Annotated in this window: 34 protein-coding genes; 33 read left to right on the forward strand and 1 reads right to left on the reverse strand. The window is 48.9% G+C overall.

The window, feature by feature from the left end; genetic code table 11:
- The first annotated feature begins 1 nt into the window (after position 1).
- The 32 genes from ABD014_RS10310 (at position 2) to ABD014_RS10465 (ending at position 24,467) form a co-directional block, all read left to right on the forward strand.
- Entirely contained in the window at positions 2-955 is a 954-nt protein-coding gene (locus tag ABD014_RS10310) for an XkdQ/YqbQ family protein (protein WP_343860576.1), read from the forward strand.
- Positions 955-1,296 (forward strand): DUF2577 domain-containing protein, encoded by a 342-nt coding sequence (locus ABD014_RS10315; RefSeq protein ID WP_126996692.1) that lies wholly within the window; start codon positions 955-957, stop codon positions 1,294-1,296. The genes ABD014_RS10310 and ABD014_RS10315 overlap by 1 nt, the downstream gene beginning before the upstream one ends.
- A complete protein-coding gene (locus ABD014_RS10320) occupies positions 1,293-1,691 on the forward strand; it encodes a DUF2634 domain-containing protein (RefSeq protein WP_343860579.1) in 399 nt (132 codons plus the stop codon). Before ABD014_RS10315 ends, ABD014_RS10320 begins: the two co-directional genes overlap by 4 nt.
- Positions 1,684-2,763, forward strand: a complete 1,080-nt coding sequence (locus tag ABD014_RS10325) for a baseplate J/gp47 family protein (RefSeq protein ID WP_343860581.1) — start codon at positions 1,684-1,686, stop codon at positions 2,761-2,763. The genes ABD014_RS10320 and ABD014_RS10325 overlap by 8 nt, the downstream gene beginning before the upstream one ends.
- Positions 2,756-3,340, forward strand: coding sequence for a putative phage tail protein (locus ABD014_RS10330; protein ID WP_343860583.1), 585 nt, complete (start codon positions 2,756-2,758; stop codon positions 3,338-3,340). Before ABD014_RS10325 ends, ABD014_RS10330 begins: the two co-directional genes overlap by 8 nt.
- Positions 3,337-3,630, forward strand: coding sequence for a ketopantoate hydroxymethyltransferase (locus ABD014_RS10335; protein ID WP_343860585.1), 294 nt, complete (start codon positions 3,337-3,339; stop codon positions 3,628-3,630). Before ABD014_RS10330 ends, ABD014_RS10335 begins: the two co-directional genes overlap by 4 nt.
- Positions 3,623-4,687 carry a phage tail protein gene (locus ABD014_RS10340; protein WP_343860587.1) on the forward strand — a complete coding sequence of 355 codons (1,065 nt, stop codon included), beginning with the start codon at positions 3,623-3,625 and terminating at the stop codon, positions 4,685-4,687. The genes ABD014_RS10335 and ABD014_RS10340 overlap by 8 nt, the downstream gene beginning before the upstream one ends.
- A gap of 233 nt (positions 4,688-4,920) precedes the next feature.
- Positions 4,921-5,745: a hypothetical protein gene (locus ABD014_RS10345; protein ID WP_343860589.1), complete on the forward strand. Its 825-nt coding sequence runs from the start codon at positions 4,921-4,923 to the stop codon at positions 5,743-5,745.
- A gap of 5 nt (positions 5,746-5,750) precedes the next feature.
- On the forward strand, positions 5,751-5,957 hold the full coding sequence (locus tag ABD014_RS10350; protein WP_343860591.1) for a YqzN/YkzM domain-containing protein: 207 nt from the start codon (positions 5,751-5,753) through the stop codon (positions 5,955-5,957).
- 1 nt (position 5,958) lies between these two features.
- The gene (locus ABD014_RS10355) at positions 5,959-7,422 is read left to right on the forward strand and encodes a phage tail sheath family protein (protein ID WP_343860593.1); all 1,464 of its coding nucleotides are present in this window, start codon (positions 5,959-5,961) and stop codon (positions 7,420-7,422) included.
- A 24-nt stretch (positions 7,423-7,446) separates the two neighbouring features.
- A complete protein-coding gene (locus ABD014_RS10360) occupies positions 7,447-7,863 on the forward strand; it encodes a phage tail tube protein (RefSeq protein ID WP_068782244.1) in 417 nt (138 codons plus the stop codon).
- A 48-nt stretch (positions 7,864-7,911) separates the two neighbouring features.
- Positions 7,912-8,373 carry a phage tail assembly chaperone gene (locus ABD014_RS10365; RefSeq protein WP_126996714.1) on the forward strand — a complete coding sequence of 154 codons (462 nt, stop codon included), beginning with the start codon at positions 7,912-7,914 and terminating at the stop codon, positions 8,371-8,373.
- 200 nt (positions 8,374-8,573) lie between these two features.
- Positions 8,574-10,250 carry a hypothetical protein gene (locus ABD014_RS10370; protein ID WP_343860597.1) on the forward strand — a complete coding sequence of 559 codons (1,677 nt, stop codon included), beginning with the start codon at positions 8,574-8,576 and terminating at the stop codon, positions 10,248-10,250.
- Positions 10,251-10,264: 14 nt separating this feature from the next.
- Entirely contained in the window at positions 10,265-10,897 is a 633-nt protein-coding gene (locus tag ABD014_RS10375) for a LysM peptidoglycan-binding domain-containing protein (protein WP_343860599.1), read from the forward strand.
- Positions 10,897-11,874 carry an XkdQ/YqbQ family protein gene (locus ABD014_RS10380; protein WP_343860700.1) on the forward strand — a complete coding sequence of 326 codons (978 nt, stop codon included), beginning with the start codon at positions 10,897-10,899 and terminating at the stop codon, positions 11,872-11,874. The genes ABD014_RS10375 and ABD014_RS10380 overlap by 1 nt, the downstream gene beginning before the upstream one ends.
- Positions 11,864-12,241 carry a hypothetical protein gene (locus tag ABD014_RS10385; protein ID WP_343860601.1) on the forward strand — a complete coding sequence of 126 codons (378 nt, stop codon included), beginning with the start codon at positions 11,864-11,866 and terminating at the stop codon, positions 12,239-12,241. The genes ABD014_RS10380 and ABD014_RS10385 overlap by 11 nt, the downstream gene beginning before the upstream one ends.
- Entirely contained in the window at positions 12,234-12,689 is a 456-nt protein-coding gene (locus ABD014_RS10390; RefSeq protein ID WP_343860603.1) for a DUF2634 domain-containing protein, read from the forward strand. Before ABD014_RS10385 ends, ABD014_RS10390 begins: the two co-directional genes overlap by 8 nt.
- Positions 12,689-13,807 (forward strand): baseplate J/gp47 family protein, encoded by a 1,119-nt coding sequence (locus ABD014_RS10395; protein ID WP_343860605.1) that lies wholly within the window; start codon positions 12,689-12,691, stop codon positions 13,805-13,807. Before ABD014_RS10390 ends, ABD014_RS10395 begins: the two co-directional genes overlap by 1 nt.
- A complete protein-coding gene (locus ABD014_RS10400) occupies positions 13,800-14,387 on the forward strand; it encodes a YmfQ family protein (RefSeq protein WP_343860607.1) in 588 nt (195 codons plus the stop codon). The genes ABD014_RS10395 and ABD014_RS10400 overlap by 8 nt, the downstream gene beginning before the upstream one ends.
- Positions 14,377-15,870 (forward strand): phage tail protein, encoded by a 1,494-nt coding sequence (locus ABD014_RS10405; RefSeq protein ID WP_343860609.1) that lies wholly within the window; start codon positions 14,377-14,379, stop codon positions 15,868-15,870. Before ABD014_RS10400 ends, ABD014_RS10405 begins: the two co-directional genes overlap by 11 nt.
- Positions 15,871-16,044: 174 nt before the next feature.
- Positions 16,045-16,731 carry a hypothetical protein gene (locus ABD014_RS10410; RefSeq protein WP_343860611.1) on the forward strand — a complete coding sequence of 229 codons (687 nt, stop codon included), beginning with the start codon at positions 16,045-16,047 and terminating at the stop codon, positions 16,729-16,731.
- On the forward strand, positions 16,731-17,138 hold the full coding sequence (locus ABD014_RS10415) for a hypothetical protein (RefSeq protein WP_343860613.1): 408 nt from the start codon (positions 16,731-16,733) through the stop codon (positions 17,136-17,138). Before ABD014_RS10410 ends, ABD014_RS10415 begins: the two co-directional genes overlap by 1 nt.
- Positions 17,135-17,275 carry a hypothetical protein gene (locus ABD014_RS10420; RefSeq protein WP_343860615.1) on the forward strand — a complete coding sequence of 47 codons (141 nt, stop codon included), beginning with the start codon at positions 17,135-17,137 and terminating at the stop codon, positions 17,273-17,275. Before ABD014_RS10415 ends, ABD014_RS10420 begins: the two co-directional genes overlap by 4 nt.
- Positions 17,276-17,351: 76 nt before the next feature.
- The gene (locus ABD014_RS10425) at positions 17,352-17,612 is read left to right on the forward strand and encodes a hemolysin XhlA family protein (RefSeq protein WP_343860617.1); all 261 of its coding nucleotides are present in this window, start codon (positions 17,352-17,354) and stop codon (positions 17,610-17,612) included.
- A gap of 55 nt (positions 17,613-17,667) precedes the next feature.
- Positions 17,668-18,576, forward strand: coding sequence for a glycoside hydrolase family 25 protein (locus tag ABD014_RS10430; RefSeq protein WP_343860619.1), 909 nt, complete (start codon positions 17,668-17,670; stop codon positions 18,574-18,576).
- Between the two features lies 1 nt (position 18,577).
- Complete coding sequence (locus tag ABD014_RS10435; protein WP_343860622.1) at positions 18,578-18,799, forward strand: phage holin; 222 nt, start codon at positions 18,578-18,580, stop codon at positions 18,797-18,799.
- A gap of 434 nt (positions 18,800-19,233) precedes the next feature.
- Complete coding sequence (locus ABD014_RS10440) at positions 19,234-19,317, forward strand: putative holin-like toxin (protein ID WP_220687457.1); 84 nt, start codon at positions 19,234-19,236, stop codon at positions 19,315-19,317.
- Between the two features lie 399 nt (positions 19,318-19,716).
- Complete coding sequence (locus ABD014_RS10445; RefSeq protein ID WP_343860624.1) at positions 19,717-20,907, forward strand: amidohydrolase/deacetylase family metallohydrolase; 1,191 nt, start codon at positions 19,717-19,719, stop codon at positions 20,905-20,907.
- Entirely contained in the window at positions 20,873-21,991 is a 1,119-nt protein-coding gene (locus ABD014_RS10450; RefSeq protein WP_343860626.1) for a DgaE family pyridoxal phosphate-dependent ammonia lyase, read from the forward strand. Before ABD014_RS10445 ends, ABD014_RS10450 begins: the two co-directional genes overlap by 35 nt.
- Positions 21,978-22,733, forward strand: a complete 756-nt coding sequence (gene dagF, locus ABD014_RS10455) for a 2-dehydro-3-deoxy-phosphogluconate aldolase (protein ID WP_343860628.1) — start codon at positions 21,978-21,980, stop codon at positions 22,731-22,733. Before ABD014_RS10450 ends, dagF begins: the two co-directional genes overlap by 14 nt.
- Positions 22,726-23,742, forward strand: coding sequence for a sugar kinase (locus ABD014_RS10460; protein ID WP_343860630.1), 1,017 nt, complete (start codon positions 22,726-22,728; stop codon positions 23,740-23,742). The genes dagF and ABD014_RS10460 overlap by 8 nt, the downstream gene beginning before the upstream one ends.
- Positions 23,743-23,753: 11 nt before the next feature.
- Complete coding sequence (locus tag ABD014_RS10465) at positions 23,754-24,467, forward strand: GntR family transcriptional regulator (protein ID WP_343860632.1); 714 nt, start codon at positions 23,754-23,756, stop codon at positions 24,465-24,467.
- Between the two features lie 167 nt (positions 24,468-24,634).
- Here the strand turns inward: ABD014_RS10465 and ABD014_RS10470 are convergent, their stop codons facing one another.
- Complete coding sequence (locus tag ABD014_RS10470; protein ID WP_343860635.1) at positions 24,635-25,267, reverse strand: NADPH-dependent F420 reductase; 633 nt, start codon at positions 25,265-25,267, stop codon at positions 24,635-24,637.
- A gap of 177 nt (positions 25,268-25,444) precedes the next feature.
- Here ABD014_RS10470 and ABD014_RS10475 point away from each other — a divergent pair, with 177 nt between their 5' ends.
- Positions 25,445-25,681, forward strand: a complete 237-nt coding sequence (locus ABD014_RS10475; protein ID WP_343860637.1) for a hypothetical protein — start codon at positions 25,445-25,447, stop codon at positions 25,679-25,681.
- Positions 25,682-26,020: the final 339 nt, after the last annotated feature.

Below are 26,020 nucleotides of genomic sequence, written 5' to 3' on the forward strand. Positions count from 1 at the left end.
TATGCTGGAATTGCTGCTGGATAACAAGGAAGGCTCTATATGGGATATATCCGAGCTGGTCACGGATGCAACCTGGAAAACCTCCCGGGTCGGCAAGCCGGGCAGCTTTGATTTTTCCTTTATTGCTGCCGATAATATCAAGATCAACAATGGGGATATCGTAAGGGCGAAGTGGGATGGTACGCCTATTTTTTACGGATATGTATTTACGATCGGAAGCGATCAAGAGGAACAGATCAAGGTCAAATGCTATGACCAGATCCGCTATTTGTCCACGAATGAAACCTATGTGTTCAAGAATATGACTGCCGCAGCCATCGTTAAGCGCATTGCGGATGATACGGGCCTGAAGTGGGGGCATGTCGTCGATACGAAGTACCGCATCCCTTCGATGGTTGAGGATAATCAGAAGCTGATCGATATTATTTGCAAAGCATTCGATCATACCGTTATTAATACGGGGAATATTTATAACTTTTTTGATGAATTCGGGGCGCTGGCGGTACGTGATGCCAAGGATATGAGGCTCAATCTGGTGATTGGCGATGAAGCTTCTATGTACAGTTATTCTTTTGAGAAGAGTATCGATAATGAGACATATAACCGCTTCAAGCTGGTGCAAGACAATAAGCAGACGGGTCATCGCGACGTATACGCCGCTGAGGACAGTGCGAATATTGCCAAGTGGGGGCGGCTGCAGTATTTTCAGAAGGTCGATGACAATATGAATGAAGCCCAGATCAAAAAGCTGATTGAGCAGCTGCAGCAGCTAAAGAACCGTGAGACGAAAAAGCTCAAGCTTGAGGCTCTCGGCAATCCATCCGTCAGGGCCGGCTCCTATATTAACGTGAGAATTGCTGATTTGGGCATCGATCAATTCTATTTGGTCGAAGAGTGCTCGCATCGCTTCAGCGGGGTAGATTATACGATTAGCTTGGATTTGAAGGTGATTTAATGGCACTTGGAGATAAAATAAGAAGGCTCGGCAGTGAAGCCGTGGGCGCCGGAAATCCGGTGGCGGTCATGTTCGGGACTGTGGTAAAAGTTAATCCTCTTGAGGTGAATGTCGATCAACGATTCACGCTCGAAGAGGATTTTTTGGTTGTGACGGAAAGGCTGCAAAGATATGAAATTGACCTGAAGCATAAACACGACACAAGTGAGGCCCCTACGAAGGAGGCGTTACTAGAGAAAGTGGTTATCCGAAAAGGTCTGCAAGTGGGAGATTCAGTTCTCCTGTTGCGCGTTCAAGGCGGGCAGAAATATGTCGTATGGGATCGGGTGGTGAAGTCATGATACCGATTGGAGGCAGCTTGACCCCTGAGCTGGAGGAGACTCAGGAGACGAGTCGAACCTATAGGCTGGATTTCCAGAATAACCGTATGGCCGGAATGACAGATGGGCTTGATGCAGTAAAACAAGCCGCCTATAAGATTCTGCAGACGGAGAGATTTGCTCATTTGATCTATGGCAATGATTATGGCTTTGAGGGACATAGCTTGATTGGCAGGAGTAGTGGTTATGTCAGATCCGACCTGAACAGACGTGTAACCGAAGCCCTTCTGCAAGACGACCGAATATCCGGGATTACGGATTTTCAGGTAGATATTAAGGACGATCAAGCGGTGGCATCCTTCTTGCTCCACTCGATTTACGGCGATTTTCGGATGGAGGTGAATGCAAATGTATGAGAATCAGACGTATGAAGCGATTTTGCGGCGGATGCTGGAACGGGTGCCGGAGCAGATCGATAAGCGGGAGGGAAGCATCATTTATGATGCGCTGGCTCCTGCGGCGGCTGAGATGGCCCAGATGTATATGGAACTGGATGTGAACAATAATCTGTCTTTTGCAGATACAGCTACAGGAGAGTATTTGGAGAGGCGGACGCTGGAGTTCGGGATTGAACGTGAGCCGGCGACCAAGGCAAGGCGGAAGGGGCTGTTTATTGCATCCGGGCAGGTCCCGATGGATGTTCCGATCGGCAGCCGGTTCTCGATTCGTGACCTTGATTATATAGCGATCAGTAAAATTAAGACTGGGGAGTGGGTACTCGAGTGCGAGACGGCGGGAACCGCTGGAAATCAGGAATTCGGAACGCTGCTGCCGATCGAGTACGTTGACGGTCTTGCCCGTGCTGAGTTGGGAGAGGTACTTGTTCCTGGGGAAGATGCGGAGAGCGATGAAGCATTGCGCCAGAGGTATCTTGAGGTAGTTAATGAGCAGCCTTTTGGCGGAAATGTCGCCGATTACAAGCAGAAGATCAGTGCGATGGACGGAGTCGGCGGGGTGAAAATATTCCCGGTCTGGAATGGTGGTGGGACTGTGAAGGTGACGATGATCTCGTCGCAGTATACTTCTCCATCTCAGGAACTGATTGAGGAAGTGCAGACCATCCTTGACCCGGAGATGAATCATGGAGAGGGGATCGGCCTTGCTCCCATCGGTCATACGGTGACGGTTGCTGGGGCGGAAGGCGTCGTAATTGATGTAATAGCTACGCTTACGCTGGCGAATGATACTACGATTGGACAGGTCCAGAGTGATGTGGAGGAGGCTCTGCAGTCTTATTTTGGACAGCTTAGGCAAAATTGGGCCCATGAATCGGCTCTGGCCGTGCGTGTCGCGCAAATCGATGCTCGTATTTTGACGGTAGCCGGAGTCGTTGATGTTAGTCACACACTGCTTAATGGCCAGGCCGGAAATATTCAGCTCACCGAGGAGCAGATTCCTCTGTTGGGGAAGGTGACACTGGATGAATAGGCTGCTGGAATACTTGCCGGAATATTACCATGATATTCTCGATTTTCGTGAGCTTACGAAGACGGAGACCCAGGAACTGCTGAGCGTTGAACAGGCAATGGAGCGGCTGCTGCAGGATCAGTTCGTACTGACTGCCTCGGAGCAGGCGATCAAGCGGCGCGAGAAAATGCTCGGCATCCAGGCGGATCCCAAAGCCGAGACCCTGGACTTCCGCCGCAAACGCCTGATCAACCGCTACTCGACCAAACCACCGTTTACCGTGAGGTATTTGCAGCAGAGGCTGGATTTTTTGGTGGGGGCGGGGCTAGTCATTGTTAGCGTAGACCCACAAAATTTCGTTCTTACGGTTACTACTAGTATGGAGAATGCCGCTGTATTTAAAGAGGTTGAGCATACAGTAAGAGTTGTGAAACCTGTAAATCTGATATATCAACAGCAGACAGGTTTGGAAGATGAACTTATATTAAGTGAACATATCACTAAAAGAAATCTCGCTTGGAATTATAGATTGGACGGGGGCTGGCATTTGGGAAGCAAAGTTTTCGCTGAGCTAGGTGCGGAGGTGGTAGTTAAATGATTGCTAGTACTTTTTTGTCCGATATAGCCAATTACACAAATGGAAAGATTGCAAAAGTAGTATTGAACGATACGGTAGAGATACTAAATTTCACGATTAAAGAAGTAAAGGGATCAATGATAGCAATGCAGTACATTGTCCCTGCTGCTCTAGTAAATACCGTAAATAAAATTGAGCTGAAGGATAGAGATAATAATGTGATAAGCAGCAACAATGTATACGTTCCAATAGCCACAGATACGTTGCTTCTACAAAACATCCAAGTGAAGGAGGTAAGCTCTAATGGCTAAAACGGATTGGAGATTAACGGATGTTGTAAAGCCTGAAGATATGAATAACCTTGGGCAAGAGATTAATGATTTACGTAGTGATTTGAGTAATGTTGAAATACCTCCGGCTTCTTTAACCCAACCTGGGATAGTGCAGTTATCTAATTCGACAACCGGGACACGAGAAGATGTCGCGGCGACGGAGAAGGCGGTAAAGGACGCATTTGATAGAGCCGAGGCAGCTTTTCAAGCTGGCAATGAGCGTAAGAAAGAAGTTGTGGACGCCCTCATTGCCATTGGAGTATCGGCGTCCTTAGAGGAAAGTTGGTCTGCACTTATTAGCAAGATGGCCACAGTAATTAAAGCAACTGGAAATTCTACAATTAGGGATGTGCTGGCAGGAAAGACATTTAGCAATGCTACTGGAAACGGATTAACCGGCACGATGCCGAATCAAGGTTCTAAGGTGATAACCCCAAGTACATCAAACCAAGCCATTTTAGCTGGATATCATGATGGTACTGGTTATGTAAAAGGTGATGCTAATCTAGTAGCGGGTAATCTTCCTAAAGATATAAGCATCTTTGGTGTCACTGGACTATTGGAACGATTAACGACAGCAGATCGCAATGCAATAATATCGGCAATTGTGGCAAAAGGTGTGGCAGCTAGTGCGGCAGATACAAACTTGGTATTAGCTCAAAAAATTGGACAGATTAATATCAAACAGGCTTCTGGAAATACAGGAGGAAATTCTGTAGAAATAAACAACTTAGCTTTTAGTCCCTTGGTAGTAATGATTAAATACAACGGCAATTTTAGAAGCTATTATGATTCTGATCCTTGGAACGCTAGATCTGTCAGCGTTTCTGGCGATGCATATTTTATTAAAGGAGTTAATACCTCTTCCAGACTTAGTTCATCTACCACCACAGGCAGGGATGGTGATTCCAACTTAGAGGTATCCGCTTCTATTACGTGGTCGCCTAATGGATTCACTATTAGTGTCAGTCCATATACCTATTCCTATACTACTATTAGTGCAAATATAAGTAGTTGGTATGCATTAGGATTATAGCTTATTTAACTTTTGTTTTAAAACTTTGAAACCCTCGGCCTCCGGGGGTTATTCTTATGGAATCTTGTATAAATAGGGTGGTTAGGTGATTAAATGGATTACAAAAGTTTGGATAGGTGTTTTTGCCTAACTCCAATTTCTGGGCTCAATTGATTACCCCCCACCCCTGAAAGGAGGTGAGTCAAATTGTCATCTATCCATTAAACGCGATCCGAAGCAGGTTGCTGGAATCTGTGCCGGAATTGAAGGCCGTTTACCATGTCTCGGAACAAGTCGAGGTCAGCAATGCAAAACCATACGTTATTTTAGCTTCTTCTACAGATAGCGGTGGTAGCCCGTGGAAAGGGTTGCGGTATCCGATCGAAGTCATCTTATACGTAGACAAGGCCAGTCCTGAACAGCTTAACACCACAGCTGAGTCCATCAAAAAGACGCTAAACAATCAACTATTAGAAGACGAGGCTACCAACAAGTGGCTAACTTTTTATCCGCAACAATCCACATACGACGTTGTCGACGATGAGAAGCAAGCAATCAAGCGTACTTTGAACTTCTCTGCCGTCATCCCTCGCCCTTTAACGGTAGAGAGTCCAGTGACAAGCGACGGCTGGCTGTCCGCTATAGTAGCTTGGACACAAGATCTCCTGGGAAAAGAGTGGTCCATATACAGCGGCGTCTGGCCACTTCAGCCATCTGTACCTGCTGTAATGTGGAGAGTTAGCGAGATGGATATCACGCCCAAAGGAACATCATCCTTTGAAATTCAAAAGCGCTTGACCGCTTTTATTCAAGGCGTTGATTCCAACCAGGAGCATGCCGCTCTTCTGCAGCTTCTTGAGGCCCTAGGGACATCAACCAGGCTGCCGATGGACGAAGCCGATCGACGTTATCTAAACGTTTCCGAGCCGAAGGTGAATACCAAAGTAACGGCTGATGGTTACACGAATCAAGGTGAAGGGCCGCTCACGGTTACTTTGAGTGGAAGAACTAACCGTCAGCCTGCTGGTACGGAGGGGCCATTGATGCAATTTGTACATTATGAATCCAATTTGAGGTGAGACACTTGCTATTCAAGAAAAGAATCGCACAACCCAAAGAGGCATCCTCGCCGCTGTATTCACTGCAAGAAATGATGGAGAATTCGGAGCCCATTCTCGGCGTGAAGCCTGAAGTATTGGCTGGGGCTGTAGCAGGCATGAAGCAGGATGCATTTCGTATTGAGGAAGCCGAAGAGCTTGTCCAACAATTTTTAAGGAAGAAGGTGCTGTAATATGGCAGGAGGAACTTGGAGTATAACGAATCAACCGGTGCTACCCGGTTTGTATATGAATTTTGTGAGCGCGGCCGGAACGGCAATTCAATCTGGAGCACGTGGTGTTGTCGTTGCCCCCGTCAAATCGCATTGGGGTCCCGTCGGTCAGTTTGTTGAGGTAAATAGCGAAACAGCGATCCGAGAGATGTTTACTGACAATGAGACAGATGGAGCAACAGCATTCTCCACTTTATATCTTGCATTGCTCGGCGGACCGAACAAGCTGCTGGCTTATCGTCTGGCGGACAGTTCTGCGGCAGAGGCCACTATTCATTTGAAAAATACTGAGTCCAGTCCAGCAGATGCAATTACTCTGAAAGCGAAGTATCCTGGTAAACGCGGCAATGACTTTAAGGTTACGATTCAGCCAAGCCCGGTCATCGCTGATACCAAGGAATTGAAGCTGTATGAAGGCGGCAAGTTGTTGCGGACGATTACAATCGGAAGCGGAGAGACGGCACAGGCCGTAGCTGCTATTAATGAAGACACGGGCAATCAATGGGTTGTAGCTGAGAAAATAGGGGAGGGCACACTCGCGGATGTATCGGGTGAAGCCTTTGCAGGCGGAGAGAGTGGAATCTCAGGCATTACTAATGCCGATTATATCAAGGCTACGGAAGCTTTTGAGACTCAGGATTTCCATGTGCTTACGCTCGATGGTGTTACAGATGCAGCACTGCGGACCAGCATTGTTGCTTGGGTGAAGCGTGTACGCGGCGAGGGCAAAGGAATTATTGCCACACTGGGCGGCACAGCAGCCGAGGATACGGCCAGTGATGCGGTAAATAAAGCGACTGCCCGCAGTATGGCCAGCGATTATGAAGGGATCGTTAACGTAGGTACCGGGGCAAAAATGAACGGCAAAGAATATTCTTCCTCCCAGGTGGCCGCTTGGGTAGCCGGTTTGATTGCCGGTCAGTCCTTGAAGGAGTCGACTACTTATGCTGTAGCGCCGTTTGAGGATGTGACTCGCCGCTGGACTCGTTCCGAGCAGGAGCAGGGCGTGCAGAACGGGGTATTTTTGCTGGTGCATGATGGTCGTAAGGTCAAGGTACTTCGCGGCGTAAACAGTCTGAATACGCTGGGTGAAGGCAAGAACAGAGGCTGGAAGAAGATCCGCAAGATTCGCGTCATTGACCAGATCAACTCGGATCTGCAAAAGACCGCCGAGGATCACTATATCGGTAAAGTGAATAACACGGAAGAAGGTCGTCTCGCCTTGATCAGTGCTGGTAAGCAGTATTTGCAGACCTTAGCTCTGGAAAATGTGATCGAATCCACCGGGTTTGATGTAACGCTTGATCCTCGTTTTTATGGCAACGGAGCGCAGTTCGTTCCTGAGGACGATCAGGTCTTCCTGGCATGGACGGCGGATGATACCGATGTAATGGAACAAATTTTCGGAACATTTTACGTACAATAAATCGATTATTAGGGGGATAACAATATGGCACAATATCTTGATCCAGGCCGCATTATTATGGGGACGTTCGGTCAGATTTTTATCGATGGAGTCTGGCAGTCGAACTTGAATCATCTGGAGGCGAATGTCGAAGCGGACAAGCGGGAACTGAATCTCGTTGGTACAGAATATACCGTATTTAAATTAGGACGCAAAAAAGGAACCGGCACGATGAGCGGCTACAAAGTAACCTCGGATATGATTACGCGGGGATTCCAGAAGTTCTCGATCATCAATAAGCTGGATGACCCTGAGGCATATGGCTTTGAACGCATTCAACTGAACGGATGCATGGTCGATAAAATCCAGCTCGCCAACTGGACCGCGGGTGAAGAGGTTGTTGAGGAAACGGCGTTTACGTTTGAATCCTACGAGTTGCTTGACCCGATCGTTGCATCTTAACCGACGGGATTGTTATTGAACGAAGATTAATAAGGAGGAAGCTCAGCTATGAGTTTGAATGAACAACTGAATGAGCAGGAAATTTTGGATGGTCTCTTCGAGACGGCAGCGAATTTGCCGGAAGAGACTATTTTTATTGGGCGCCTAAGTCTGAGGATTACGCTACGTGGATTAACTTCTAGCAAGGTGGATGCTATCCGCGAACGTTGTACGATCCGCAAGACAACCAAGGGACAGGTTACAGAAAAGATCGATAGCGAGCTGTTCAACGCGGCGTTGATCAAAGAAGCTACCTCGGCACTTGAAGTTGTGAAGAAGCTGGATGGCGGTCAGGAGCAGGCCCTGAAGCTGAGCGGATGGGGCGATGACCGTTTGATTAGCCGTTTGAAACTGTCCGGTGGTGAAGAGGCGGTCCGGCGAATGCTTTTGGCTGGGGAATTGGATGCCGTGGGTGATAAAGTACTCGAAATTTCCGGCTTTGGGGTTGACATTGAAGACATAAAAAACTAATAGACTCCGGCGGCACGACAACGCTGCTCTTCCATTTATGGACACGGCATAGTCTTCGCCCCGGGGTGTATTGGTCTCTTCCCAAAGGAGAGCGCCTGTTATTAAGAGCCTTTTCGGAGAGGGAGCTGGAGTTGTTGAACTCTTCTCCCTCAACCTGAGGTTAAATATCAGGCGTGAATGAGGAAGGAAGGAGGTGGCTTATGCCTCAGAAGGAAATCGACATTGTCATCAATGACCGTGATATTGAACAGTCAGAGAAAAAGCTGCGAAGCATGGACAAATTGCTGCAGCAGACCCAGCGACGGGCCGCCGTTCTGGGCCGAACGAGAATGACACCCGTAATTTCATTGGATGATCGTTTCTCTGCAAAAGCCAGGTTAATCACACACAGGATAACTCTGCTTGACCGGATGAGCGCTAATCCTATTGTTTGGCTGATTGATAATTCATCAGCTCGTATTTCAAAAATTCGTGACTCCTTGGTTCAGTTAACGAGAACACCTTGGCGCGTGTCTGTTGTAGGGACGCCTTTGGGTAATGTACTGGGGGATGTTTCACTTTATACGGAGTTGGGTAAGAAGGCTGGAGATGCTTATAATAAATCTTTCTCGGCCTCTATTAGCTCTCAGAAAATGACGCTAAACCTAAACCAAATATTCATTGGAACTCTAGGTAAAGACAAAGATAAGCCCGATGGTGATAAAGAACCGGGCTGGATAAAACGATTAGTCGATGGCTTAATAGGTTTTGTCAAAGATATTACCAAAGATCTAGCCAAAGATTATATAAAAGATCTCATTAAAAAATTGCTAGGAAAAAAAGACTCTGGAGTTAGCAAATGCATCTGTATCTGTAAATGTGGTGGAGGCAGAGGCGGATACGGTGGCGGTATGTACGGAGGGGACTATGGATCCCCCGAAGGTGGAAAGAAGGGCAACAAGAATAAAAACGGAAGAAGAAATGGAAGATTTCGCAACAGAGCTTCTGGACAAGCGGATGTAGATCCTGGAAGATCCTCAAGACGCATGGGAGCTGGCCCTCGTTCTGGAACTCGAGGGATGCGCCGATTTGGAGGAGGCATACTAGGAGCTTCTCTACCCGGAGCCATGGAAGGAATTGGTTCTATATTAGATAAAGGTAAAGATTGGATCGCCAAGAAAGCTCCAGGGTGGATCGATGGAGGGAAGAACTTAGTAAGTAAAGGAACCACATGGGCTAAAGATATGGGTTCCAAGACGCTCGAGCAAGGCGGTAAATGGCTTGGCAAAAGCAAACAGTGGCTTGGTAAGGGGACAAAATGGTTAGGAAAAGCAGGTAAGCTGGCTCGGTTACCTGGTCTCGGAGTAGCACTTGATGTAGCATCAATAGCTACAGCCGATTCGAATCGCGATAAGACGAAAGCGGCTACCTCAGCGATTTTATCTGGAGTTGGCGGAACGCTTGGGGGAGCGGCTGGCACATTCCTAGGTCCAGGAGTGGGGAACTTTGTAGGTGCTGCAGTTGGGTCAGTGGCAGGCGGATATCTTGGAGACAAACTTGGGGGATTCTTATACGATTCATATTCAAGTCTATCAGGTTTATTCAAAAAGAAAAAAGCGCCTAAAATCGACGATATTGCCACAAAGACACAAGCGGTTAACAAAGTCTCGAATAACCCCCACCCCATTTTACCAGAAGGACTCAGATCTAGTTATACGCCTCAAAATACCGTGCAAGCCCAAACACCAGCGTCTCCACCAGAGATCAACGTCTCACTTACACCTGGTGCCATCAACCTCACAGTCCAGAAAGATGAGATCAACTACGACGATATTGCCCAAAAGACAGGCAGCATGATCGCCAATCAGGTTCGATTTGCGATGATGAATATGAGTTAAAGGAGGGATGAGCGGTGGAAATCCACTTAATCGATTCGGCGGGTAAGGATTTTTATTTTCCGGTGAATCCCGAAGAGATTACGATTACCCGGGGGAAAGCTCTGGAGACAATTAATATCGTAGCGCTTGGGGAATATGATTTCCCGATCGGAGAGAGGGTGAAGGAAATCGCCTTCTCTTCTTTTTTTCCGGCAGCTTATGATCCGGGGTACTGCAATTATGAAAACTTGCCCGATCCGCAGGTTGCTATGAATCAAATCACTTCGATGATGAACAGTAAACGGCCAGTCCGGTTGATCATTTCCGATACAGCGGTCAATGTGCTAGTTATGCTATCGGCTCACAACAGCACGTTCAAGGGCGGTGAGCCCGGGGATGTGTACTTTGAGATAACGGCTCGCACTTGGCAGGAGATGAAGGTACACAATTCTGCAGCAGCTCAAGCTAAGAACAGCGCATCCAATCGAAGCGATACGAAGCAGGCGGCCAAGACCTACACGGTCAAGTCCGGAGATACTCTCTCCAAAATCGCCAAGCTAGAGCTAGGCAGCAGTTCGAAATGGCAGGCGATCTATAAAGCTAACGCTAAAACGATCGGTAAAGATCCGAACAAGATCAAGCCGGGACAAAAGCTGGTGCTGCCATGATGAGCTATGAGGTTGTGCTGCAGAACAAATATTATTTGGGTGGGCTGATTGAGAGTATATCTTTGACTGATTCGCTGGATATGATCTCGTACCAAGGAACGTTTAATATGAAAATTCCTGCCGACTTCCCCGGGATTGAGCCTGGGCAGGAGATCAGGGTGAGCGGAACCCCGTTTGGGGGTTCAAGCAAGGTTTATTTACTTCATCCTGGTGTGGTCTGGGAATGCTCAAGCAGTGTTGATCAGAGCAAACATATGAGGGTGAGTTTTTATGACAGGACGATTTATTTGGCACGATCTGAGGACGAATGTCTTTTCTCGGCAGGAGGAACGGCAACCCAGCGTCTCAAGAAATATGCGGCCGATTGGAATATCAAGCTGGCTTCCTCAATCCCTGATACGAAGCAGAGATTAAAGAAAGCCGTTTACCGTGCGCAGACGATCTATAACATGATCATGTCTGATTTGAAGGAAACCGTAAAAGCTGGGGGTGACATGTACATCCCACGGATGACACCTTCAGGTCTCGGGCTGTTCAAGATCGGCAGCAATGAAACGGTGTGGGTGCTGGGAGGAATCGAGTCATCCACTCAAAACCGGACCTTGGAAGAGACGGTCACAAAGGTGAAAGTGCTTGGGGCAGCAGATGGCAAGGAAGACGCACCTTCCAGGGTACTAGCTATCGCTACGGGAGAGACAGCGAAGTATGGCGTTCTCCAGCGGATCGTTCAAGATGATGACGTCAAATCGGCAGAGGCCGCCAAGAAATTGGCCCAATCCAAGCTGACAGGAATCGGGGAAACTTACACCGTCCAGTGTATAGATTTGAACACCATACGTGCTGGAGACAGGGTAAGCTGGGGCGGTCAGCAGTTGATCGTAACGGGTGTAACCCATGAACTAGGGAATCCGGGCCATATGACACTAGATTTAACGACCTTGGCGGATGTGAAAAGGAGGTATTTTCTTGACAGTTGATCCTTATACAGCACTTGCTGTTGCTTTTCGCGATAATGCGATGAAGAAGGCCAGCGAGGTTCTTTCCGGCCTTGCAACGGATCTTGGAACGTTAACGGCAACTGGACTTAAGCTGGATCAGTTCAAGCATGAAATCAAGGATTATTATGTTGCTGAATTTCCTGGAACATTGAAATTGCCTGATCTGGAGCTGATCGGGACGACAACCTTGGGAGAAGGAGAAGAAAAGTTTTCTTTTCAAGCCTCTGAGACGAAGGAAGTATCGCTGACCTTGAAATATGCCCCGGGGGACCGGGTGCTGGCTCTGCCTATTAACGGGGGGAATGATGCGATTGTGCTCTGTAAGGTGGTGAGCGGCGGTGGCTAATCTTTTTCCGGAAAGTATGGAGCAATCCTGGGAAGATTCCGGGAGTCCAGAATTGTTGGAGGACGAGGTGATTCTAGGCCGGAGCTGGCGCTTCGACTTTGATGCTGGAGAATTCGTCATGACACCTACGCGAAAAATAGCCCAGGTGGACGGGATGGACGCTTGGGTAATGTGGTGTCAGAAAGCGATTCGTACATCACGGTATAGGCATCTAATCTATTCACGCCAATATGGGCAGGAATTGGATGAATTGATCGGCAGAGGCTATAGCCGTGCTGTACAGGAGAGCGAAATTCAGCGAATGGTGACGGAGACACTAATGGTTGATCCCCGCACGCTGAGTGTGGATGGTTTTACTTTTAGCTGGCGGGAAGACGGATGTCATTTCTCTTGTCAGATTAGAAATGTGCATGATGAGCAGTTCACTTTAGAAGGGAGCGTGAGCTGATGGCTGAGCTGCCGCTTTTTTTACAGGAGCAGACAGAAGATGAAATTATGCAGCGCATGCTGGAACGAGTGCCCGCGGATATTGATAAATCCGAGGGCTCTTTTATTTGGGACTCACAGGCACCGGTGGCATTTATGTTGGCCGATGCAGCTGTCTGGGGGCAACAGGTGCTGCAGCGCGGCTTCGCGAGTACGACTTACGGCGAGTACCTGGATCTGAGGGTCGCAGAGCATGGACTTACCCGGCGTGCCGCGGTTGCGGCAACGGGCAAGGTCATGTTCTCGGGGATACCGGGAACGAATGTCCCGACAGGGACAGCTGTGGCAACTCCGGCAGATGAGATTACAGATGAGGCATCCATTGAGTACAAAACGTTGGAAGCTGTTACTCTGGGGGCCGATGGAACTGGTGTTGTTCCTATCAAGGCATTAGTTGCTGGCCGAAGCGGTAATGTGCCTGCGGGTGTTATTAACGTGATGTCAACGTCGATCAGCGGGATCACGGCAGTGATCAATCCGAATGCAACTTCGGGCGGTACGGACGTTGAGTCAGATGAATTGCTGCTGGAGCGGTTTTATGCCCAGGTCCGCAACCAAGGAACAAGCGGCAATAAAGCCCAATATATGAAATGGGCCGGAGAAGTCGCCGGAGTTGGTGGCGTTCAGGTGATTCCGCTTTGGAAAGGACCAGGTACGGTTGGAATTTATCTGCTCGATGCTGATAAACGTACGGCAAATGCAGAAATTGTTGCAGCTGCACAGAAGCATATTGATCCGACCATGGACGGCCAGGGAGAAGGTGTTGCTCCTGCGGGGCCTGTGGTTACAGTCATGGGTGCGCAAGAGGTCCCCATTGAAATTTCGGTGCAATTGACACTCGCAGCAGGGTCAACGATGGAAGAAGTCAGGGGTTATATCGAGGATGGAGTTTGCGCTTATTTGAAGCAATTGGCTTTTACGGATACGTTGGTCCGTTACACGCGGATTGCTGCCGTATTACTGGATCTCCCGTCCATCGTAGATTATACGAACCTGACCGTTAATGGCAAGGATAACGCAAATATCGAAATTTCACCAGGACAGGTCGCTGTTCTGGGGACGGTGAATGTTTATGAGTAGCTTTCGGTATTTTCAAATCACAAGCCCTAAGGGACGAGAAATGTTCTCTTATTTGCCGGGGTACTATGAAAGCTCTCGGGTTATGCAGTCTGATATGGACGCTAAAGGCACAGAACTGGATGAGTTCTATAAAGCGTTGGATGAGACGCTGGATCAGTTATTTGTGCGGACGGCTACTTGGGGGTTGGATCGTTGGGAGCAAGAGCTCGGATTGACCACGGAGTTGGCTAAGCCGATTGAGCAGCGCCGTGCGTTGGTGGAATCCAAGCTGCGCGGGGCCGGGCAATTCTCCGGACGGCTCGTGAAGAACGTGGCCGAAGCTTACGATGGCGGAACCGTAGATGTATCATTTCAGCCTGCCGAGTGGAGCTTCACTATTAAGTTCGTGGATACGATCGGCGTGCCACCTAACCTGGATGATCTGAAGATGGTCATCGAGGAGATCAAGCCGGCGCATTTGAAGGTGGAGTATGAATTCAGCTACTTATTGCTTAGAGACATTCATGGGGTGATAACGCTCAACCAAATGGAGCAGATACCATTAAGTAAATTTGCAGGAGGTGGTCCGGTTGGCCAGTAATACACCTAATCTTAATTTATTGAAAAAAGACCCTGTGACCGATGGGGACGATACATTTAATATAAAGACCATGCTTAATGACAACTGGGATAAGATCGATGCGGCCATGGGCCAGGTTGACATCCCCGATGCTTCGCTAACCGTCAAAGGTAAAGTGCTGCTCTCCAGTGCAACGGACAGTGGAGTCGAAGATCGGGCAGCAACACCGAAGGCCGTCAAAGACGCAGCCCTTCAGGCGAAGTCCTATACCGATCAACAGATCAGCCTGGTCACTGAGACAGGAATCCCTAAGCTAGTCAGCTACCCGCTGCTGGTGACGGCCACAGCCGATAATCAGAAGGTGTTCGAGATTCCGCTTGATCTATTCGATGCGAATACTGACACCTTGCTAGTAGCTATTAACCGGGCAGTCTTGGACGCTACTCAGTACACCGTGACCAATACCGTCCGCGATGGAGCTGGACAGGTCACGCAGCGGGCAAAGATCAACCTTCTATCCGGCGTGGCTGCTTCGTCTGAGGTGACAATGGTCGTCCTGAAGAACGTTCCTATCGGCCCGGACGGCGCGATCAATGGCGCGGTGTTGGCCGTGGATAGTGTTCCGATTAATCGGGTCAATGGATTGCAAGATCAGCTAGACGAGGTTTTTCAAGCTGGCAATGAGCGTAAAAAAGAAGTCGTGGACGCCCTCGTTGCCCTAGGAGTATCGGCGTCCACAGCGGATAGTTGGGACACGCTTATTAGCAAGATGACTACAGTAATTAAGGCGACTGGTAACGCAGCGGTTGGGGATGTATTGGCAGGGAAGACGTTTAGTAATATTGGCGCGAATGGTCTGACAGGCACAATGCCAAATCAAGGGGCTGAGACAATAACACCTAGCGCGTCAGATCAAACAATTCCAGCAGGATATCATAATGGGTCTGGTTTGGTTAAAGGGGATGCCAATCTAATTGCAAGCAACTTGCCAAAGGATAAGACAATTTTTGGAGTTACTGGGAACCTTGAGCGCTTAACTACAGCGGATAAGACCGCTATAGCAACGCAGATAACAAACAAGGGCGTGGTTGCATCGGTCAATGATACACCAGCGCTATTGGCAACTAAGATTGGGCAGATTGTGACCGGAAAAAGATACGAACATGGTATTACCGAATATCCCAACAACATCTCCGCCTCCACCGTTCACAAGGTCACTGGAATGAGTTTTACCCCCTCGATGGTTGTAGCTAAGATTTATCGAAAGGGTAGCACTTATGATGAATATGTTCTGTATATATCTACAATCCCAAGACATACACCTGAAAGAAGTGAGAGAACAGGACTAGTGTATGGGGTAACTAGCGACAACGCTAATTTTTTAACAAATGTGATGTCGTGGTATAGATATGGTGCCATAACAAACGGAGGCTTCGAGTTCGTATTCCCTTTCTCAGGAGGTGGTAGTACTGGTTATGTCGTTGAAACATATGCGTATGAATAAGTAGGATATTAATCGAGAGGTAAGCAAGTTGAACACTGGTAACCTAAAACAATTCGAAGGGTGTTGAAGATGATTAGAACATTTAAATCAAAGGATCTTGTTCAAGCAATAGAGTAAGCAGACATTATATGGTCTGCGTTTGAATTATAAGTGTAAGGAGAGTTGATCACACATATGACAAAAGGAATCACTTTACAAGAGATTGATGCATCAGCCACAAGCCGTCTTGTTATCAAGGACAGTGCAGGCCGGGCAAAGATTGCAGCGCCATCGGCTGCTGATGACATTGCTCGTAAGGATACCGTAGATAATGCTGTTGGCACGCTTTCAAGCCTGCTCACAACAGCCAAGACAAACACAGTTGCCGCGATAAACGAGCTTTTTACAAATGTCAGTGATGGAAAAAATGCGGTCGCTGCCGCTATTACTGGCAAAGGGGTACAAGCATCAGGCAGCGATACATTTGCGCAGTTGGCGGCTAAGATTGGGCAAATAATCACAGGTAAGAGATTCGCAAGAGGATTAGTCACTCCTGGTGCAACGAAAGTGGGTTATCTCAACTGGGTGACTCTTATACAAACTGATGTTTACGAAGTGTTTATTAATAATCTAGGATTTAAGCCCGGGCTAATTATTTTGAGAAAATATAGCGGATACGCTACCCATCTTACATTTGTCACGGAGTATGACATGTCACCGTCAGCGGCCCTATCACGAGCAATGTTTATTACTGCTTATGAGAATGCTAGTCCATCGATAGAGGGATATCGTTTAAGGTATGCCCCTAATGTTATATCATGTGTAGTTCCCGTTGATTATATGGATCAGTATGAATATATTGCATTGGAGGCTGATTCGTGATGAAGAGAGTAGAAAGAAAAATATACTATGATAGGGTAACCGGTAATGTTTTGGTAAATACAGGCGAGCATTTTGGATATGTGCGAGAAACTACGCAAGAGGAAGACTTTGCGACATATCGAGCGCTTGCCGGACGAGTGCCGGAGACAATAGGCTGCTTGCAGCTAGACTACGGACAGTACGCACAGGACTTTGCAGAATGCAACGGGTATCGGGTTAACCCTGAAACGCTAAAACTGGAGTTTAGTTATTCAGATCCAGGCAAGACGGAGCCAACGGAACCTGTTTACAGGAAGCCTCTGTCCGTCAAGGTAGACGAGCTGAAGGCATCAGACATCGAGAATAAGCAAGCGATCGCAGAGCTAACGATGATGATCGCAGCCCCGATGGGAGGTGATGGACGATGACATTCGATAAGAACAGTGGATTAGTTAAGGTTTGGGTCAGCCTGGTTATGACTGGAACATATTCACTAGACCAAGTTCCGGCACTGTATAATCTTAAAACAGTAGTTGCGGAAGTTGTCAACGGAACAGCAGTTTAAAGCACGCCCTACATGGAGCGTGCTATTTTTATGCCCTCGGGATACCGGGGGCTATTTGATTTAAGGGGGAAGGCGGATGGACGGGGGACAAACTGAAGTGATTCAACGATTAGCAATAGTAGAGACGAAGGTGGACAATATGGACGATAAGCTGGATCGGGCGATTGCTGCCAATGAGACGGCGGTAGAGGCGCTATCCTCGGCACGGTCAGCACACCATCGATTGGACAAGATTGAAGATGCTCAGAAGTGGCTCTGGCGCACCATCGCGGCGTCGATCATTACGATTGTTGTCGGGGCTATTTTAACGGTGATTAAGTTGCAGGGCGGGGCTTGAGTACAAGCCAATTGGCTATAACCTAGCATATTTTACAGTAAAGGAAGTGATAGCGATGCAGGCGAGAAAACAAGGCAATGCCCAAGGTATTGACGTCTCCCATTGGCAGGGCAAGATCGATTGGCCGAAGGTGGCGGCGAGCGGAATATCATTCGCTTTTATCAAAGCCACACAGAACAGCGTGGATGCGAAGTTTATCGAAAATGCCCGAGGAGCAAAGGCTGCGGGATTGATGATCGGTGCCTATCATTATTTGGATAATTCCGTGATGACAGAAGCCGCGGCGAAATCAGCAGCGCAATTGTTCTACAACGCGATCCAGTCGGCAGAAGTAAAATTCGATCTTCCCCCGGTACTAGATTATGAATCGAAATCCGGAGGTTTAAGCACGGCGGGAGCTACTGCGGTTGCGAAGGCTTTTCTGAATGAAATCGGACGATTGACTGGCGTTACACCAATGCTCTATACCTATCCGGCGTTCATTGGCAACTTTAGTGGACTGAACCAATACCCGCTCTGGATTGCACGATATAGCACTCAAACCCCTGTTGACGCATCCGGTTGGACTCGCTGGACGTTCTGGCAATATAGCGACGGTCAAAGCGGAGGCACGCTGCCTAATGGTTCGAGAATCGTGGGCGGGATTAATGGACAGGTGGATCTGAATGAATTTGATGGTACCGAGGCTGAGCTAAGGAATAAATACGGTCCTAAGAAGGAGGAGCCGAAAGTGGGCGAGCGCGATGTGAATCAAGTCAGTGATTGGGCTGCAAAAGACTGGGCGGAAGCCAAGGCGAATGGTTATTTCGATGGAAAGAGACCCGGAGCGGCAATAACAAGAGAAGAGACAGCAATCGTGGTCAATAGACTTAGAGCGAATTTCCTCAAGCTGATTGCAGGTAGTTCGGCAAGAATTAGTGATCTGGATGACAGACTGAAACGGATCGAGCAAGGAGGTCAATAATATGATCAAGAAAAGATGGCGCAACTACGCGTTATGGGTGAGTATTGTATCCCAAGTCCTGCTCCTCGTTCAACTTCTTGGACATTTGACAGGACTGTTTGACTTAACCGATGTGATGAAACAGGATATTCTGGCCATTACGGATGTAATCCTTGGCCTCCTGGCTACTCTAGGCATTATCTCTAACCCGACCAAGCCTAATAGTGGTGGATACAATCTATAATCCCTCTATCAGTTTATAGTTACCGGAGAGGACTGAATCAATTGAATACTAGATTTGGAAATCGCCCGTTCGGTCCTGTGATCGGAGGGGCGATTTCTTTGTTATTTTATCAACATGAACATTACATAGCAGCAAGCCAGCAGAATGCCGAACAGACAAATCCATAATACCGCTCTTCCCCAACCCCGGAATCCATTCTTCGATTTGGGCATGACATGATGTCCCCTTTCTCGCGTACTTGACCAAACTTTCTCTCTAACTATTATGTCTGGTTTATAGGAGGCACAGTCATAATCATATAATTTTCAAATCATTTGGCTAACTTAGTATTCAATATTTTGTCTTTATTGGATTCTATTATGAAATAATTTTGAGAGTACAATATACGGCTATATGGGTGGTCGGCTAATCTCCCGTGGAGGGAGGTGATGCCCTTGGAGGTCAAAGACGCTCTTTCCTTAATGTTCATGTTCGGCATGTTCATTCTGGCGCTTCTTACCTACATGAAAAAGAAATAGACCGCCCTCGCCAAAGGAAACGGTCTATCTCGACCTCAACTTTAGCGGCCGACTGCTCTTTATGCAGTTATTGTACGAGGAGTCGTGTTCGCGCACGGCTCCTTACTTATTTTACCTTAGTATAGCTCATTTCATAACATATTTATAGAGGTAGTTCAAAAAGTCCGCTTTTGAACACGTACTTATAGAGGGATATTACTCAAAAAAGTTTCTCCATAAACATTATAACGTTATATTTACTAATTGCCCATTCCGTGCTATGTTAAACATTATAATGTTACGTTGTGGGTTCAAAAAGTCCGGTTTTCAGCACCGAGAAGGTTGGATGAAGTTAGGGACTGAGGAGCGGACAAAAGTGGACTTTTTGAACTACCTTATATACGAAATGTGGTGAGAGGGATGGATGATAGATTAATTCTCCACAACGTGAGGCGCGTAGATGGAGAGGAAATCGATATCATGATTGAGGATGGCAGAATTGTCGGGATCACTCCGGTCGGCCAGGGTATCCCCGCACAGAGTCAATCGGATGACGGTACTACCGTTTACGGTAGACTGGGAACGCCTAATCTGAGTCAAACAGTAGACGGCATCACCGTGTACAACGGCCAGGGAGACTATGTCTCCAGCGGCTGGATTGACATGCATGTGCATGCTTTTCCGGAGTTCGATCCTTATGGCGACGAGATCGACGAAATTGGCGTGAAGCAGGGTGTCACGACGATCGTCGATGCTGGTAGCTGTGGGGCGGACCGGATCGTTGATCTGGCCCGAAGCAGTCAGGAAGCGATGACCAATCTGTTCGCATTCCTGAACATTTCTCGGATCGGCTTAAAAAGAGTCGACGAGCTCTCCAATCTTGAATGGATTGACCGCGGCAAGGTACTCGCTTCAGTGGATACGTTCTGCGATGTGATCGTCGGCCTGAAGGCGCGGATCAGCAACAGCGTGGTCGGTGGGAACGGGATCAAGCCGCTGCAGACGGCGCGGAGGTTATCCAATGAGACTGAGTTGCCGTTAATGGTACATATCGGTTCGGCTCCTCCGGACATTACGGAGGTAATTCCATTATTAGAGCGAAAAGATATTATTACGCACTATTTAAATGGCAAGAAGAACAATCTGTTCGATGAGCAGGGACAGCCGCTCCAGGTACTGCAGGATGCGATAGCACGGGGTGTACATCTGGATGTTGGCCATGGAACAGCCAGCTTCTCATTCAAGGTGGCGGAAGCGGCCAAGCAATTTGGCATTGCGCCCAATACGATCAGCACGGATATATACCGTGGCAATCGCTTAAACGGTCCGGTGTACAGCATGGCCCATGTGTTGTCCAAATTCCTGCTGCTGGGCTATCCGCTTGAACAGATCATCGCGGCCGTAACAACGAATGCCGCCGAATGGCTAGGACGGCCGGATCTTGGACGCATCCGTATCGGAGATACCGCCAACTTAACGCTATTCAGTCTGGAGCAGGAGTCCGCAGTACTGACCGATTCGGAAGGAGAACAGCGGATGACGAACCAGCTCATCAAAGCCAAAGGAGTGTATACGAATGGGACATTCATTAAATGCGAAGTACGGGCTTAAGCGCGTCATCAATGCCAGCGGACGCATGAGCATTCTTGGCGTATCTGCGCCAAGCGATACTGTGATGGAGGCGATGCGGCAGGGCGGGCAGAGCTATGTGGAAATCGCCGACCTGGTCGATAAAGCCGGGGACCGGATCGCCGGGATTCTGGGCTCGGAAGCGGCGGTAGTCGTCAATTCAGCGTCCAGCGGGATCGCACTATCAGTCGCTGGTATCGTCACCAGAGGAGAACGCCGCCAGAGCGAGCGGCTCCATCAGGAACCGATCCACCAGAATGAGATCATTATTCTCAAAGGCCATAACGTACAGTACGGCGCTCCGGTGGAGACGATGGTCTATCTGGGCGGCGGCAAGCTGGTTGAGGTCGGTTATGCCAATGAAGGCTGTGCCGAGCATATCGAGGACGCCATCTCCGAGAAGACCGCAGCTATTTTATATGTAAAATCGCACCATGCTGTACAGAAGAACATGATCTCGGTGGAAGAGGCGTGGGCGGTGGCCCAACGTAACGGAATCCCGCTTATTGTGGATGCGGCCGCTGAGGAGGACCTGCAGAAATACGTGAAATGCTCCGATTTGGCCATTTACAGCGGATCCAAAGCGATCGAGGGTCCAACCTCAGGCATCGTTGCCGGCAGACGTACCTATATCGAATGGGTGAAGGTGCAATTGTCAGGCATCGGCCGCAGTATGAAGGTGGGGAAGGAGACCTCCTTCGGTCTGCTGCAGGCGCTGGATGAATATATGGTAAAGGAAGATCACAGCGAGCAGGAAAAAGAAACCTTGCAAGTTTTAATGCCTTTGAACGAACTGGCCGGTGTGCAAGTGATGATCGTGCAGGATGAGGCGGGACGGGCTATTTTCCGGGCTAGAGTTCAAATTGATCCGCAGCAAGCTGGCGTAACAGCCAAGGATGTAGTAACAGGTCTGAAGGATGGAGACATTGCCGTATATACGCGGGATTACGGGGTAAGACAGGGTTATTTTGATATCGATCCGCGCCCGCTGTTAGGGGACGACATCCACGTTATTGAATCCAGAATCCGTGAATTAGCAGGAGGTAAACAAGATGGCTCTAATTGATAAACGTTTCTATAGAGGGCGTGTGGCCCTGAATGTGCTGGCGAAGGATATTGAGAATGCGAAGGGGATTTTTGCAGCTGCGGAAGGCTACGTGCTCGTCGGCGTTCTCTCGAAGAACTATTCTTCTGTCGAAGACGCTGTTGAGGCGATGAAACAATACGGCAGTGAGATTGAAGAAGCTGTATCGATCGGTCTGGGAGCCGGGGATAACCGTCAGGCGTCTGTCGTGGCGAAAATAGCGAAGCATTACCCAGGCAGCCATATCAACCAAGTGTTCCCGGCAGTAGGTGCAACACGCGCCAACCTTGGCGATAAGGACAGCTGGATTAATAGCCTTGTCTCGCCTTGCGGCCGTCCGGGCTTCGTGAATATTTCGACGGGACCTATCAGTGCGGCTGGAGCCGACCAGGCGATTGTGCCTGTGAAAGCGGCAATTACCCTAGTCAGGGACATGGGCGGTAACGCTTTGAAATACTTCCCGATGCAAGGCCTGAGCCGTGAAGATGAATATCGCGCGGTAGCAGCGGCCTGTGCCGAAGAGGGCTTTGCATTAGAGCCGACAGGTGGCATTGATATGGACAACTTTGAACCGATTCTGTCGATCGCCCTGGAAGCCGGGGTTAAGCAGGTCATTCCGCATGTGTACTCTTCGATTATCGATAAAGGCACGGGCAACACCAATATCGAGCAGGTTCGCGAGCTGACCGCGATTATGAAGAGGCTGGCAGATCAATATGCCTAAGCGGATCGCAGCCTTTGGCGAAGTGATGATGCGACTTCAAGTGCCGGGATATGATTTGCTGTCGCAGGGAAATACGCTTAAGTATTCTTTTTCCGGGACTGGCGTCAATGTAGTGTCAGCGCTGGCCCGCTACGGGCATATGGGGAAGCTGATTACAAGATTGCCGGAGAACGCACTTGGAGATGCTGCTGAAGCATATTTACGCAAGCTGTGGATTGATACTTCCCTCGTACAACGTCATGGAAAATACATGGGCCTCTACTTCCTTGAAAATGGATTCGGCTCCAGACCGAGCCGGGTGACGTATACGAATCGGCTAGAGAGCAGCTTCAATACAGCGCCGCAGGATGCTTATGATTATGAAGCGATTGCCGCGGAGATCGATGCGCTGCATTTTTGCGGCATAGCACTAGCGATGAACGACGGCGTGCGGCAGCATATGAAGGGTCTGGCCAAGGCGGTCAAGCAGCGCGGCGGGACAGTGATTTTTGACTGCAACTACAGGCCCTCCTTGTGGGGAGATAACGGCTATATCAAGGCCAATCCGCATTATAAGGAAATGCTTGAGCTGTCGGATATTGTGATGATGAATGAGCAGGATGCGCTATATACGCTTGGGATAAACACAACTAAGGAACGACGTGAAGATCAGCTTGAGGAGCTGCTGCCGCAGGTGATGGAGCGTTACCAAATCTCTGTAATTGCCGGAACTCATCGATCCATTCATAGCAGTAATGAGCATTCTTTGCGCGGATTTCTTTTACGCGGGGGTCAATTTACTTATTCTGATATGCTGACCTTTTCCGTCTATGATAGAATAGGGGCGGGAGATGCCTATGCCAGTGGAATCATTCACGGTGCGCTGGAGGGCTTCGCGGCAGAGAAGATCGTCAGGTTTGCCGCAGCCGCAGCCATGCTGGCTCATACGGTCTCCGGGGATACGCCGATGGCTTCCGAGTCGGAGGTGCTCCGGGCAATGACGGCATCTGCAGGTGACGTAGAAAGGTAGTTGAACGACAAGTGAGCTTGTCCCGTAAAGATAAACCACTCTATTTACAAATTAAAAATATAATCAAGGAACGGATTCTGCACGGCGTGTATCCTTTGGGAGAGAATATCCCTTCTGAGCCGCAGCTGGAGCAGGAGTTTGCCGTCAGCAAAATTACGGTCCGAAATGCGATCCAGGAGCTGGCCCAAGAAGGTTATGTCGAGAAGGGCAGCGGACGGGGAACGAAGGTAATCCGCAACAGGGCCGCGTCCAAGCTGTCCAAGTGGAAGCATTTTACGGAGATTCTGGTAGAGCAGGGGCATCGTATCGAGAAAAAATGGCTCCGTACCGAAATTGTCCAAAATGCTGCAGACAGCGAATCCTTTCGTCTGTTCGGAGAGCAGTGCCTATGTCTTGAACGGATCTATTATCTGGACGGCAGTCCTTATATCTTCTATACGCATTACTTGACTTTGGAGGCCGGGCCGATCAGTCTGGAGGATCTCAATACTCAGTCTTTATATGAGCTGTTGGAGGAACGGGAGTTGTCTCTCGACAAGCTTCACGATGAGTTCGGAGTCGCTGTGCCGCCAGAGCCAGTGCTGCAAGCCTTGGGGCTAACAGCTGGGTCATCGGCCTTGAAGCGGTTGCGCTACTCGTGCGATTTATCAAGGAGAATCGTCGAATATAGCGTAGGTTACTACAATACAGCGCTGCAGAATTATGTAGTGAATTATGAGATGTAGCTTGATTGAACGAAAATAGCGATTTAACAGGTTTTATTAATACACATTATCAAATATGATGTAACACAATTATCAGCCCCTCAGAACGATGTATAAGTTCTAAGGGGCTGTTATCCTTTATCCATTAATCTAACGAGCAGATTAGATGGGGAGCTTCAGGAACAGATTCAAGCCCGAATGTTCCGTCGCGCCATAGCAAGATTGGTGATCAGCTCCGCACGGGTCTGATGCATATGCGCAACCCAGGCTGGCTGGCCGGGACCGCTGCGCCATGACTCACTTAGCGGACTGTTGTCGACAGTATCGAACCCGAACTGGTCATACAGCCGCGTCACGAGTTCCACAGCCTCTGGAAAGTTGCTCGAAACTGACAACGCATGGCGGTCGGGATCACCGGCCGGTCTGGCCGAAATGAAGAGGCGGGGGGCTTGAATGTGGGTGAAAGCCTTCGCTACCTTCGAGGCAGGAAGCTGCATTTGGCGGAGCTCATGAACCGTCATCTCCCCGGAATCGATCATAGGAAAATGCCCATCGCGCCAAGGCATGTAGTTGTTCGTGTCGAGCACGATCTTGCCAGCCAGCTGTTCCACAGGCATATCGTTGACCAGCTTGAGAGGGACGGCCACGACGACGAAGTCGCCAGCCTCGGCAGCGCCGGCCGCAGTCGCGGCGCGCGCCGAGGTGCCGAGCTCGTTAATGAGATTCTTCAACGTCTCCGGCCCTCGTGAATTGGCAATAACGACCTCATACCCGTTCCCGATTGCCGCCCGCAACGGAGCACTATCCGGTCTTGGGAACAACTAGCTTCGCCACAATGACAACGCCAGCCCTCGTCATCGTGGGTGAGAAGGACTGGAACTCCGCGTTCTCCGATCGCAAGGATTGGCGCGCTGATGCGTACTTCCAGAGCCCCGGCCCCAAATGCCTGCTGACGCTGTTCGGAGCGGAGCACGGACTTGGTTGGGTGGCCGCGTACGATGCAAAGGAAACGACCGACGAAAACCCCGAGCGCGTGGCTGCGCTTCGAGCACTTGTCTGGTCCTATCTCCGCACCGCACTATACCCTGAAGACCCCGCCTGGTCTGTGGCGTGTGCTGCGTAGATGGACACGCCTAATCCGCTGGGTATTATCGAATGTAAATGAAGCTCTAAGAAGCACACTGTGCGCCATGTCTTGTTTGATTCCCAGCACGGATAGAACTCATGTCGTGTGATTTTCCGAAGAACTGCAATAAACAACCGCGTAAAAGGAGCAAACACTCATGAAGTGTTCGCTCTTTTACGCGGTTGTTTTCTGCTCAAAACTTACCGTTACAGGCAGCGCGGGGAACCGTACCCTAAATAAGGGCAAGTTTTTCGTGTCACCGATGGGATTTCGATGGCAACCGCTCTGATTGGTAAGAGTAACAGGAATGAGGATAAGATAGACAACGCGATTATCGGCGTTATTATATTAGCGGATTTATCCACACCAACTCCTAAGGTGCTCAGCATCTTGGCGAATTTCGGATCGTGGTATTTTTTTTTGCCGAATAATCAAATCATTGGAGGAT

This window comes from Paenibacillus motobuensis (assembly GCF_039521865.1).
Taxonomy (GTDB): Bacteria; Bacillota; Bacilli; order Paenibacillales; family Paenibacillaceae; genus Fontibacillus; species Fontibacillus motobuensis.